Raw genomic sequence first — 13,705 nt, forward strand, 5'->3', positions numbered from 1 at the left:
ACATACTAAAAAAACTCCTTGTAGCATGCTACAAGGAGTTTTCCTTTTTATAAAAGGTCTTTTATTATATTTTGACTTTAGCCATGGCATCCAACCTCTTGAGGAGTGGAGGGTGTGAATAATAAAAGAAAACATAAGCTGGGTGAGGTTCCATATTGCTCAAAGAATCTACTGAAAGTTTCTTAAGCGAAGATTGAAGAGCTGAACCAGAAGAAGTTTTAACCGCATATTCATCTGCTTCAAATTCATTCTTTCTAGAAAACACATTCATTATAAGCCCAGTAACGGTTGAGAGCGGGCTGTATAAAATAGAAAAAGCGATTAGGCCCATGTGCAAGCTGGGAGCATCGGCGCCCAATGCTTGGGACAACACAGGGTTATCAACCACAAGGTTCAAAATGTATAAAGTAAGAAGCATGGTAGCCGAAGAAATAGCTAAGCCTTGAAGCGTATGTTTCTTTTTATAATGCCCTACTTCGTGTGCCAAAACAGATACCAACTCTTCAGTTTCTTGTTTTTCGATAAGCGTATCGTACAATACAATATTCTTTGCCCCGCCCAATCCACTGAAATAAGCATTTGCCTTGGTAGATCTTTTTGAGCCATCAATTACCATGATATTTTTGAGGGGAAACTTTACTTTCTTAGCATAAGCTTCAATAGCCTGCCTTAGCTCTCCATCTTCCAACGGGGTAAGTTTATTAAAAAGAGGAACGATAAGATTAGTGTAAAACATGGTAATAAAAATGGTAAACGCCATAAAAATAACCCACGCATACAGCCAAAAGTATTCTCTGAATGCTTCGTAGAACCAAATAAATACGGTTAGCAACAGGCCTCCTATAATAGCACCAAGCACCCAACCTTTTATCTTATCAATTATATATGTTTTTGGGGTAGTCTTGTTGAACCCAAATTTCTCTTCGATAACGAAGGTGCTGTAAATACCGAAAGGTGTACCCAAAATATCTGAACCAACTCCTATTATGGCAAAGAAAAGCAGTGTTTGCAGAAGTGAACTCTCAGTTTGAGTCCCCACAAAGGAATCTAGCCAAGCAAACCCACCTAGTAACATGACAATAACCGCAACCAAACTTACAGCACTTGAATAAAGCGCTAACTTATCTTTCGCAGCTGAGTACTTTTGTGATTTGGCATACTTTTCATCATCATAAATGCCCTTTAAACTTTCGGGAAGCTTTGTACTTCTGTTCTTTTGGTTGAGAAAATCTAATATTCTTTCTAGTGCAAATTCTGCCACTACTATGGCAATGATTATATATAATAATGTCTGGCTCATAAATTTAATCCTGATAAGTATAGTTTTCGATTTTCACTTTCTTGAAGGCATAAACAACAAGATAGGGGCAAAGTTGGAGAAATTAGCTATAACCGCCAAGTTATTCAAAAATCTTCTTAAGCCCCTTAAAGCCTTACCAATAGTTTTATTAATAAAATACATGATCCAGAACTCAACTCCCAATTAGCAACATCGGTCTCTTAATATGAGAAGGAGGTCTTTAAACAATCGTTAATAAACTGAAAAACCTTTCTGTTTTTTTACTTAAATCCCCCAAAACCTTACATTGTCGCCAAACGATATAAGATAAACAAAAATAGATTTTGTTCACATACCTCGCTCGGACTTGTCAAAATAATATTTCATTAAGAGCGTATTAGATACTGAAAACACAAGAAATCCAGATTAAACCAAAATAATCAATCAAAAAAAGGTTTCCCAATTGGGTACAGCAGGCTAAAAAAAAGGAAAGTTTCCAATATTTGGAGATTGTTCAGAGACAAAAATTTATTTTTATCTCACTATCTAACCTGATAGCCTCCATTGGCTAAAGCCTCTTGAGCATACAAATGGTATATGGTTTGCCAAATAATGTACAAAAGCGAGGGTTTTTCAAATAACTAGCAAAACATTATTCCATAACCATTAACCCAAGCCAAACAAGCCGTTTATCAATTCCTACCCTACTACACTCATCACATAAGCTTAAATGGTATTACATACCTAAAAATTATGGATTCTTTTTTTCTATCCATACTGGATATGTATTCGATATAGATTGAAGTTAAATAATAGATTCTCGAAAAGTTATAAAAAAATTACGCAGTGAGACTAAACGCATCCTAAAAATGGAAAAAAGGTTGAAATACACCTAAATACTATATGCAGGAAAAATGCGTAATGACTTTAGTTCTGCAACTAACGAATAAAACTAAGAACTATGAAGATAAAGCTTCTTCTCGTATTACTTATAATAGGTTTCAAATCTTTTGGTCAGGGTTTGACAGGGGTAATAATCATCAACAATGACGAGACGGTGACCAATAATAAAGAGAAAAAAGTCTCCCTTACGATTCAAGCAAAAGGGGCTAAAGACATGATGATCAGCAATAATGGTAGTTACACTGGTGCCCGATGGGAGCCATATGAACCACGCAAGCCTTATTGGAGACTTGGAGGTGAAGATGGTGTAAAAACTATTTACGCTAAGTTCAGGGATGGTGATGGCAACATTTCCGAAACTGTAACTGCTACCATCGAGTTGGATAGGCTTCCACCACAAGATCCGGATATAATGGTGAATGGGGGAAAGCAGTATACCAACAATAAGATGAAAGTAGTGCAGCTTGAGCTTACTACTAGTTCTGACGATGTAGTGAAAATGAGAGTCAGTAATAGAAATGACTTCCTTGGATCACCATGGGTAGCGTACAGGAAAGGAGTAAGAGCTTGGAAACTAAGCCCTATGGAAGGTGTAAAAGAGATTTTTGCCCAATACATGGACAAAGCTGGTAATATCTCTGCACTTGCTTCAGCTGAGATCATTCTTGACCTCACTCCTCCTAACCAATGTAAAGTTGAAATCGAAAAAGATGCTACATATACTAATAAAAAAGTAGTTACAGTTAAGGCTAAAGCAACTGGTGCATCTGAGATGATTGTAAGAGGTGGCGAAGGCTGGGAAGAATATAAAGATTCATTTACATGGGAACTTCCCCCAGGAGACGGTAAAAAAGAAGTATTTATCAAGTTTAGAGATGCCGTTGGTAACCAATCTAGCATCGTTTCTGACTATATTCTTGTAGATACAGAAGCACCTAAAAATGGGCTTATTCTAGTAAACAACGGAAGCAAGTACACAAGAAGCTACCAAGATCTTCACCTAAAAATATTAGCTACCGGCGCTACCGAAATGATGATTTCGAATGATAGCACATTCAAATACTCAAAATGGCAAGGTTATACCCAGCAAATCCCAACATGGCTTGTTGAAGATGTTGATGGAGATAAAACTGTTTTTGTAAAATTCAGAGATCCTGCCGGAAATGAATCGAAAGTTTATTCAGACGATATCATATTAGATAAAACACCTCCAAGCAATCCATTCATCAGAATTGTCACTCCAGATGCTCAATATGACAGCATTGCGGGTGTCACAATTATCAGTAACGATGCCAAAGTAGTTGACTTGGAAATCAGTGCAGTTGATGGAGACTATATGATGGTAAGTAACGTGAGCACATTCTACGGAGCGAAATGGGAAAAGTATAAGCCTAAATTGACTAACTGGGAACTTGGCGGCAACAATGATGGAGACAGAGCTGTATTTGTAAAATTCAGAGATAGAGCCGGTAATGTGTCTACAGTAGCAACCGATAAAGCTGTAGTAGATACTCAAGCACCTGTTGATGCTAAAATCATGATCGACAATAATGCAGAATACTGCACTGATATTGATAAAAAAGTTAAACTCCAACTTTTTGCTCGGGGTGCTAACTATATGATGATTAGTAATGACCCGACTTTTGAGGGAGCTACTTGGGAACCTTATAAAACCCACACTAATTGGAAGCTTGATGGTGAAGATGGAATCAAGAGTGTTGTGGTAAAGTTTAAAGATATGGCGGGCAATATGTCTGAGCCTGAGGTAGACAATATTTTACTTGATAGAAAACCTCCATTTGACTGTACTATTGTTGTAGACAAAGGAAATGAGGTCACCATGCACCCTGACAAAGTTGTTTTGGTAAAAGTAAAGTCAAAAGAGGCAAAACTAATGCAAATAAGCAACTCAGATGACTTCAAACATTCAAGATGGCAAAGTTATTCACCTAAAAACTTCAACTGGGTACTTGCAGGAGATGATGGCAACAAGCAAGTCTTTGTAAGATTTAAAGATGAAGCTGGTAATATATCTATTCCTGTAGCCGATTCTATTCACCTTGATAGGACTCCTCCAAAAGAAGGCACTATCGAAATTGACGAAGGAAGCAGCATCACTAATAATGCTAACAAAAAAGTTAAGCTTAAGCTGTACGCCGAAGATGCGACGACCATGCGCTTGGGAAACAGGTTTGACTTTAAAGAAATTGATGGTGAAGCAGAATGGATCCCATATGCAGAGGAAGTACACTGGACACTTACAGGACCTGATGGTTTAAAAACTGTGTTTGTTCAATTCAGAGATGCTATAGGTAACGTTTCAAAAACAGCGCATGCTAGAATAGGTATTGATAGGCAAGCACCAAAAGAAGGTCGCATTACTATCAACAGAGGAGCTCAATACTGTACTGATGTCAGTGGGTTTGTTAACTTACAGCTTTACGCAATGGAAGCAACTCATATGATGTTAAGCAACTCACAGAACTTTGATGGTGCAGGTTGGATTAAATATGAAGGCTTTTACCAAAATTGGCCGTTAGATGGGGAAGATGGCGAAAAGAAAGTTTATGCTAAATTTAAAGATGAGGCAGAAAACGAAACTAGCCCTATTGTAGCAAGTATTATGCTCGATAGACAAGAACCTTTTGGAGAAGAGCTGATCATAAATGGTGGTGCGGAATTCACCAATGATAAAACACATAATGTATCACTCGAACTCAAAGCAGAAGATGCAATTGAGATGATGGTAAGTAATAGCCCCCATTTTAGAGGAGGAACACGTTGGGAAAAATACAAACCAACTAAAAACTGGACTTTAGTGGGTGGAGATGGTTCTAAAGTATTATATGTGAAATTTAGAGATCAAGCAGGTAACGAATCAGATGTTGCCAATGCTAGAATCACACTTGACACAGAGCCTCCTATTGCTCAGTATATCAAAATAAATAATGGAGCAACTTCCACTGAAGATGCGAGGGTACAATTAACTCTCAAAGCTCGAAAGGCTGTCTATATGAAAATTTCAAATAGCCCAAAATTTGAGGGCGCAATTTGGGAGCCATATTCGGCAACTAAAGAGTGGGATTTAGAACCTACAGAAGGTTTGAAAAGAGTATTCGTCAAATATAAAGACGATGCCAATAACGAATCTAGAATGGTGTTCAAGGACATCACACTAGTCAACAAATTCTAATAAAAACTGATAAAAGTCCATATACCACAAAAGCACCTAGACTTGAAACCTAGGTGCTTTTATTTTTTCATTCAAACCAAAATTGATATTCTTATTAAACTAGCATAAACACAAAGAGCCGCCTAGTAATTACTAGGCGGCTCTTTGAATATGATTATAAATAAGTTAAACTTTCTGACAACTATCTATCGATTCCTCTAAATCAACCAGATCCAAAGGTTTTCCAAAATATTTACTTACTTCTCCTCTTTTAATCGCATTACCGATCTCTTCGGTAAGTGCATAGCCAGTCAGTATGTAACAAGTAAGCTCTGGGTTTCTACTTTTAGCTTTTCCGATAAACTCTACTCCGTTCATCCCTGGCATTTGCATATCGCTTATAACGATTGTGATATCTGGATTTTGGGCTATTTTAAGTAACCCTTCATCGCCATTTAAGGCTGTAATCACTCGGTATTTTATCCCAAAATTAATCTCGAACAATTCAAGATTTATTGGCTCATCATCAACATAAAGTAAGGTAATATTCTCTTTCATACTTAGTTTCTTTGTAAGATATTACATCTATCGTTTAATTATCAACGGTGGAATGAAAATCAATTGCATTTCAATTCGACTTATGTATTGAGGCTAAGTTGTTTTTAGAATGTTTAATTATTCAATCCTTAATACCATTTCAGGGAAATATTGAATTAAAAACAACTTTAACTGATACAATTTTTAACTAAAACACCTGACTAATAATGTCCTTTTTCATCTAAAATACTACATGCAGTAAATAGATTTAACTTGTAAGAGACGCCCCCAACTGACACACAGATGGAGGCGTGGAATCGCTGAAAAATTAATCCTAATAATCTTTACCAATCCCCTGCATCGGAAACTTGATAAGGGAAAATCTCCTTTGCTTCTTGGTACATTGACTTTTCTCTTTCAGAGCCTTTTTTATCAAGTACCAAATATTCATCAATAGATATTCCTAAATGAGCTGCCCTAAGCTCATTATATGCCTTTTTGATTTCATCGAGCACTAAAATATATACTTCATAACTTGTCCCTCTATCTGTTTTGATAGAAACGATCGCCTTCTTAGGGCTTTCCGAAAGAGCCAAGTCTTCGCCATTATTTGCTATGAAGTTTTTAACAGAACGTTTCAACTCTGCTAATTGAATTTGCTCATCCTCAACCAATAGTAAATCTTTGGAATTTAGCCTCACATCAAGAATATTTCTTGCCTTCACATCAAACACAGGAGGTTCTTCTACTTTAGGAGGTAGTTGAACATAAATCCCCTTATCTGAAGCAATTGTAGTTGTAACTAAAAAAAAGATTAGTAACAAAAATGCAATATCTGCCATTGAACCAGAGCTCACTTCAGTCTTTGCTCTATTTTTAAGAAATCCCATAGTAAAAACAGTTTTGTTGAATTTTAAAATACTGTAAACTATGGGTTGCCAAAACTCTTAAACCTTCTGCAAGAGTTACTTCTATAAACAAAGGAGAGTCAAGATCTCGCCAAATCACAACCACTCATTTTTTGCCTAAGGCATGTTTAATAGAGGTAATGAAAAGGAAATTATCAAATATTTTTAACAATTCCTCTGAATACCATAAAAAAATTTCACAAAAAAAACCTCCGATCAAAAAAAGAGAGCAGCTCCTATTATTTCTATAATCTGGCTGCTCGAACATAGATAAGCAAAGTATAGAATATTAATATTATTTGCATTTATTGTAACCCTCCCGTGTGCTTAGCAGTATCCTATTACAACTGAAGCTGTAATTCAACGAAGAAAAACTAATGAAACTCCTTTCTGCTGTTATCATTTGCATCCTATTTTATTTACATCCAACTTTTTCCCAAAACTCGCCAATTATATCAGAAGAATTCATTTATGGAGATGCTCTATTTGAAGAAAGTAACGCTGCAACAATTGTAGAAACCGACAGCGGATTGGTAGTAGCTTGGTACGGAATACCCGAGGAAAAGTACAATAATGTTGAGATTTGGCTAAGCCGAAAAGAAGGGGGAAATTGGACAGACCCAATACCTATAGCCAATGGCATTCAAAATACTGGAGAAAGCCATCCCACTTGGCATCCAGTACTATACCAAGTACCAGGAAGGCATTTGCTTCTTTTCTACAAAGTAGGTCCCAACTCTGCTGAGTGGTGGGGTATGCTAAAAAAATCTAAAGATAGTGGGCAAACTTGGCGTAAAGCTTACCGCCTTCCTGAAGATATTTTAGGACCTATATCAAACAAGCCTATACTTCTGCCAGACAGCACGTTAATATGCCCTTCCAGCACTGAACATAATGGATGGAAAGTACACTTTGAAAGTAGTACCGACTGGGGAAGAACTTGGGCTATTACTGCTCCTATTAATGATAAAAAGCATCAAATTATTCAACCAAGTATTTTACGCCACCCAAATGATCGATTACAAGCTCTTTGCCGAAGCAAATCTGGGTATATCTTATCCTCTTGGTCAGAAGATGGCGGCAAAAGTTGGAGTGAACCAACCTCAACTGGCTTACCAAACCCGAATGCAGGAATTGACGCCGTTACACTTAAAAATGGCATGCAACTACTTGTTTACAATCATAGCCATAAGCAAAAAAACAAATCAAAAGGAAATCGTTCCCCTTTAAATATTAGCATATCTGACGATGGAATACACTGGAAAGCGGCATTGATATTGGATAAAGAAAAAGGTGAGTACTCTTCTCCCGCAGTTATTCAAGATAGCCAAGGACTAGTCCACATAGTATATACATGGAACAGGCAAAAAATTAAGCATGTAGTGATAGATCCTTCTAAACTGAAAAGCAAAATGATAGAAAACGAGGTGTGGCCACACTAGCGACCTTTATTTTCCATCTTTTAGAGAAAGTTCTGCTTTTGTCATCTGTTCTTCCATATCTAGCCTGAGCTTAAAACCAAGCTTTTCGCAGACCTTTCTCATTGACCTATTCTCGGGTAAAATATCTGCTTTTATCTTCTCTAAACCTTCTGCCTTTGCCACCTCAATCAATTTTTTGAGCAGATGAGTTCCCAACCCCATGCCCTGCATAGCATCACTTATGGTAATACTAAACTCACACTCATTCTCTGTACGCATCTTTACGATCCTTCCCACAGCCAGCAGCGTATCTCCTTCTGCACCAGGCCTAAGAGCTACTAAAGCTATTTCCCTATCATAATCCACAAAACAGATCCTTGCCAAACGATCATGCGACACTCGATAATCATAACTAACCGAATGAAAATATCTAAAGTATACACTCTGATCCGACAATGTTTTGTGAAACTGGATAATAAGCGGCTCATCTTCTGGCATAATAGGTCTTACAAAAATTTCTTCCCCACTTTTCATTTCCCAATTATGCTCGTATTGGGTCGGGTAAGGCCTAATCGCCAACTTAGGCAACTCTTTTTTACTTATTTTGAAAGGATGAAGAACAATTGCTGCATCCAATATTTGAATATCATGCTCCGAAACTACAACAGGGTTCAAGTCTATTTCTTTAATTTGTGGAAAATCGATTACCAATTTGCTAAACTGAACCATCATATTTTCCAGTTTATCAAACACTTGTGGGCTCAGCTTTTTATTTTCCTTTAGGTAGCGATAGATCTTGGTTTGCTCAAGCATTCTTCTCGTGAGTGTGGTATTAAGTGGAGGAAGACCAAAAGCCTTATCATTATAAATCTCCAAATTGCGACCTCCATTACCAAAAACCATTATTGGTCCTAACTGCTCATCTGTTTTGCTACCGACCACCAACTCATACCCTCGCCTTCCAAACATTTTTTGCACGGTCACACCCAAAAAGACATCTTCACCCCTATTTTTCTCAATATTATTTTTGATCTCTTGATAAGCAGCTCGTACTGCCGTTTCGGAGTGAAGATTAAGCACCACGCCCCCAAACCGAGCCTTATGCACCAACCTATCAGCATGTACTTTCAGGGCGACAGGATATCCCAATTCCTCTGCTTTTGCAACAGCTTCTTTTTCTGAAGTTGCCAATTGTGTCGGAATTACTGGCAAACCATATCTAGATAAAATTGCCTTGGACTCAAACTCAGAAAGATATTTTCTCTTCTCCTTTTTACAAATATTTAGCATCAAATCCACTTTTTTCTTAATAGCCAAATCTTCCGTTGGTCTACTCGAAAGCATTCTTGGAGTTTCGTAAATCCCCTTTAGATTATATGCATATTTCCACATGTAGCCAAAAAGCTTGGCTGCCGTATCGGGAAAAGAGAAAACAGGAATATTTGCTTTATTGAGCAATACATTTCCTTCTTGACTTAGCCCCCCTCCCATCAAACTGACGATCAGCGGTTTATTGTATTTTCTTGAAAGTTCAATTACCTGTTTTGATAAGTCTTTAATGTTCAATAAAAACTGAGGACTTATTATCAACAAAATAGCATCTGTTTCAGGATCTTTCCACACTAGTTCTAAAGCTGCCACAAATGTTTTAGGCTGCGCATTCCTATGCAGATCCAAGGGGTTAGCTATTTTCCTACCCTCTAACTGATTGTTCTTTTTGAGGGCTAGCACTGTTTTTTCATGAAAAACTGAAAGCACAGCCCCATTGCGCATGAGAGCGTCCGTTGCCAAAACTGCCGGCCCCCCAGCGTTACTTACTATTGCAATCCTATTCCCACGAGGTGTCGGTTGTTTAGACAGCAATGAGGCCATGTAAAAGAGCTCAGCAACTGTTTCTACACGAAGGACACCAGTTCTTCTGAAAGCCGCATCCAGCACCGCGTCAGCACCTGCTGGGGCACCTGTGTGGAACGCAGCCGCACGGCTTGCAGCATTTGTTTTGCCCGCCTTTATCATAATAATTGGCTTAGTGAGTGCCACTTCCCTCGCCGCTGATAAAAATGCTCTTGCATTACCAACACTCTCCATATAAAGCAAAATAGCTTTTGTATATGGATCGTCGCCCAAGTATAGCAGCAAATCTCCCCAATTAATATCAATCATATCACCTAAGGAAATAAAATGGCTAAAGCCCACATTTTCCCTTAAGCCCCAGTCCAAAATAGAATTACACAATGCTCCACTTTGGCTCACAAATGCAATATTTCCTGGTTTTGGAGTTGTTATAGCTGTAGATGCATTAATCTTATTGTGCAAGCTCATCAGGCCTATACTATTTGGTCCTAAAATCCTGATTTTATACCTTTCTACCAGCTTTTTTATCTTCTCCTCATAAGTATAAGTATCAAAGCTCCCTCTATTTCGTGCGTTTTCCGAAATCAAAACCACATATTCCACCCCTGCTTTTGCACAATCTTTAACCACTTCGGAAAGTTGCGCAGGCTTAAGGGTTATCACTGCCAAGTCCACAGCTTCCTTTACCTCTCTAATATTCGTAAAAGCCTTTGTATTTAGGATCTCATCATGGTTCAGATTAATAGGAAAAAGCTTTCCTCCAAATGCGTTTTTTAAGTTCTTAAAAACCTGATTACCTGCTGTATTTTCCTTTTCAGAAGCCCCAATCACCGCAATAGAGGCTGGGTGAAATAGTTTTTTCATTTGAGTCATTTTATGGTTGAATCGGCAATCCTGTACTTGCAACAGGAGTTTATTAGCTGGTAAAAAATAAGCATCTATTTAGGGAGATGCTTTAAAGAAACAGGTAGAATAATGCACCTTTTAAAGGTATAAATTATTATGCTAATTCTCGAGTTGAATCAATACATTAAAATACTCTTTTACAAATAATTTACCTACTAAAAAACAAAGGTCTCAATCAAAAAATAATTTGTCATTTTCACTCAATTGATATGTTTTTATAGGGAAAAACAAAAAAACATACAATTATTACTTGTTTTTTTAAAAAAAAGTCCTTTATTTAAAACTATAAATAATGCTCCACCAACTAATCTGACTAATTTTAAAAGACTACTTAAACATTAAACCTTTTATAAAATACCTACACCTTCAGTCGGGATACCTTTCAGAATTAATTATAACAACAAACTTTTTATAATCCTATGTTACTGTATACTAAGCCAAGAAAATAACTCCTTAAACTCTTACTATTTAATATAGATTATTTTTATTCATGTTTAAAGTGGTATATTTTTATTTGAATCTTTCTAGTACCATCATCTAGTAACCAAAAACTACTAAAACACAAAACTTATAGTACAAACAACAAAATCAGAATCCTATTTTATTGCCTTTTAGGGTATCCTACTACTTAACGAATGTCAACAAGTTATTAATTCAATAACTTGTTGATAACCATTCACTAATCTTAACAGATTTTGCAGTATTTGAGCAAATATTTTCACAAAAAATCTCTTTTAAATAGTAAACAACACAGAATTGTACAAATTGGAACAATCCACAGCCCCAAAAAGCTGGGGATTACACAATGTACAACCGCATTGTTAGAAACTTTAAAGGTTTGTATATGAAAAAGATTACACTAGAAGAAAAAGAAGTAGAAGAATTGGTTCGGTTTTATGAAGCAGAACTTAAAAAAACGAAGAAGAGAGTAAAAGAACTCGAAAACCTAATTCAAAAACTAAAAGGAAACAACAAACCATCAGCACGAAGCAGGCCGCTGCCTGAAAGAGTTATAATCGAAGACGACGATGAAGAAGTGGTGATCATCAACCCAGCTTCACATAAAAAAAGCTAAATAGCAGTACAGCTGAAAACACCAAGGTTAATTACTACAGCAAAGGGTGGTTACTTTTTTATTGTAACCACCCATAAGCTATACTTATCATAGTGAAACATAATTGGCACGTATTTTCAGTTCAAAAACAATAGGTCTGCCAATTGAATATCATTGGTTCATCAACTTGCTTATAAAGCAACTAATAAAAAAGCTTTCTTCTCTATTAAGGAGCTATTTCTTAAATTATCACACACCCCAAAACCCGCCTTTCTTACATAATGGGGTGTTATGCCATCATATTACGCAACTCTGCATATGCACCTATCCTTTACAACAAGCAATCAAATAATCTATAATAAATGATAATTATTTGGGCTAACTTTAGTCATTAATTATACTGTTGGCATTCAGCATAAATAATTGAGTTTTTCAAAATTTATAGTAGGAGCACAGTAGCTCCAAAAAATTTTGGCGAACTAAATTTTGTTATGCACTTTTGTAAAATACCTTATGTTTATATAAGAAGAAAACTCAGAAGACTATGGAAGAAATGCTAGAACCGTTTTTATTTGGATTGGTGATTGGAGCTTTGCTAGCTATCGTAGTTTACGTCAATGGCTTGTTGAAAAACAATAGGCTGAAAGGCGAAATAAAGAAACTAAAGAATCACTTGCACCAAAAGCTGGAAATAGAAGCTGAATCTATAGATACTAGAAAGAATGAGGTAGAAAGGCTCAAAAAGGAAAATGAAAACCTAAGGATTACTAACCAAACCTTGTTGCAAAAACCAGGAAGAGGGGAAATCATGAATTTCCACATTTACCAGAAAGCAGTGGATATCATGTCCGAGTCGGCAGTAGGCTTTGCCCCAATGTGGCAAAAATCACTAAAACAAGCCAAAGAAGATTATGATAAAAGCTTGGAAGGAAAGTCTTCTTTTGTAAAGAGAATTATCCCGCTGAATATCTTTGGAAACGATACGGCAATTGAAGAAAAATCGTCTTCTAGCCCAGAAGACGATGACTAGTTAGCCACTTTGAGGAAAGGATGCCACGTATCATCTCCCATACCAGAATACTCTTTAATGAACATGACAAAAGTTGGCTTAAATGGCTTGTAAGGAAGGTTCATTTCTATTTCCTCAGGAGTAAAATCACCTTTTTTTGAATTACAACTTTGGCAAGCTGTAACCAAATTGGTCCAAGACGACTTTCCGCCCCTCGATCGAGGCATTACATGATCAAGCGTAAGGTTCTCTTTTACACCACAATAAACACAAGTAAAATTATCCCGCCTAAAAATATTTTGACGGGTCATCATTACTCCCTTATACGGGATATTCACATACTTAAACAGCCGAATAACCGAAGGCGCATCGTATGTTCTAGTTACAGTACGCAACATTCTTCCCGCCGCTTTGGTCACTATTTCGGCTTTTTCAAGATAAACCAGCAGGAAGGCTTTGTGGGTACTGCAAATAGATAGTGCGCGGTAGTCAGCATTAAGTATCAAAACTTTTTGCGATGCACTACTCATATTGGTAATAATCTTATGAAACTCTTCAATAAATATAAAAATTGAATTGGAACAATCACAATCCCTTTCAATTTAATGACTTATAATTCATTGTTCAATCCAAAGGTTACACTTTCCTATCTCCTATTCAAC

Annotated in this window: 9 protein-coding genes; 4 read left to right on the forward strand and 5 right to left on the reverse strand. The window is 36.8% G+C overall.

Translation table 11 applies throughout. The annotated features are described in order from the left end of the window. Positions 1 to 64 precede the first annotated feature (64 nt). The gene (locus tag R9C00_21635; protein ID WPO34304.1) at positions 65 to 1,300 is read right to left on the reverse strand and encodes a M48 family metallopeptidase; all 1,236 of its coding nucleotides are present in this window, start codon (positions 1,298 to 1,300) and stop codon (positions 65 to 67) included. Positions 1,301 to 2,240: 940 nt separating this feature from the next. Between R9C00_21635 and R9C00_21640 the strand changes: the two genes are divergently transcribed. Further along, positions 2,241 to 5,375, forward strand: a complete 3,135-nt coding sequence (locus R9C00_21640) for a hypothetical protein (protein ID WPO34305.1) — start codon at positions 2,241 to 2,243, stop codon at positions 5,373 to 5,375. 165 nt (positions 5,376 to 5,540) lie between these two features. On the opposite strand, the gene R9C00_21645 is transcribed toward R9C00_21640, so the two are convergent. Continuing rightward, positions 5,541 to 5,912, reverse strand: coding sequence for a response regulator (locus R9C00_21645; GenBank protein WPO34306.1), 372 nt, complete (start codon positions 5,910 to 5,912; stop codon positions 5,541 to 5,543). A 323-nt stretch (positions 5,913 to 6,235) separates the two neighbouring features. Further along, entirely contained in the window at positions 6,236 to 6,781 is a 546-nt protein-coding gene (locus R9C00_21650; GenBank protein ID WPO34307.1) for a biopolymer transporter ExbD, read from the reverse strand. A gap of 395 nt (positions 6,782 to 7,176) precedes the next feature. On the opposite strand from R9C00_21650, the gene R9C00_21655 reads away from it, so the two are divergent. Further along, complete coding sequence (locus R9C00_21655; protein ID WPO34308.1) at positions 7,177 to 8,241, forward strand: sialidase family protein; 1,065 nt, start codon at positions 7,177 to 7,179, stop codon at positions 8,239 to 8,241. A 6-nt stretch (positions 8,242 to 8,247) separates the two neighbouring features. Here the strand turns inward: R9C00_21655 and R9C00_21660 are convergent, their stop codons facing one another. Then, complete coding sequence (locus R9C00_21660) at positions 8,248 to 10,938, reverse strand: bifunctional acetate--CoA ligase family protein/GNAT family N-acetyltransferase (GenBank protein ID WPO34309.1); 2,691 nt, start codon at positions 10,936 to 10,938, stop codon at positions 8,248 to 8,250. Between the two features lie 886 nt (positions 10,939 to 11,824). Here R9C00_21660 and R9C00_21665 point away from each other — a divergent pair. After that, entirely contained in the window at positions 11,825 to 12,055 is a 231-nt protein-coding gene (locus R9C00_21665) for a hypothetical protein (protein WPO34310.1), read from the forward strand. 523 nt (positions 12,056 to 12,578) lie between these two features. Next, positions 12,579 to 13,064 carry a hypothetical protein gene (locus R9C00_21670; GenBank protein ID WPO34311.1) on the forward strand — a complete coding sequence of 162 codons (486 nt, stop codon included), beginning with the start codon at positions 12,579 to 12,581 and terminating at the stop codon, positions 13,062 to 13,064. Here R9C00_21670 and R9C00_21675 read toward each other — a convergent pair. Next, positions 13,061 to 13,573 (reverse strand): HNH endonuclease, encoded by a 513-nt coding sequence (locus tag R9C00_21675; GenBank protein WPO34312.1) that lies wholly within the window; start codon positions 13,571 to 13,573, stop codon positions 13,061 to 13,063. The two genes, R9C00_21670 and R9C00_21675, sit on opposite strands and share 4 nt — an antisense overlap. Positions 13,574 to 13,705: the final 132 nt, after the last annotated feature.

It is taken from the genome of Flammeovirgaceae bacterium SG7u.111 (assembly GCA_034044135.1).
Taxonomy (GTDB): domain Bacteria; phylum Bacteroidota; class Bacteroidia; order Cytophagales; family Flammeovirgaceae.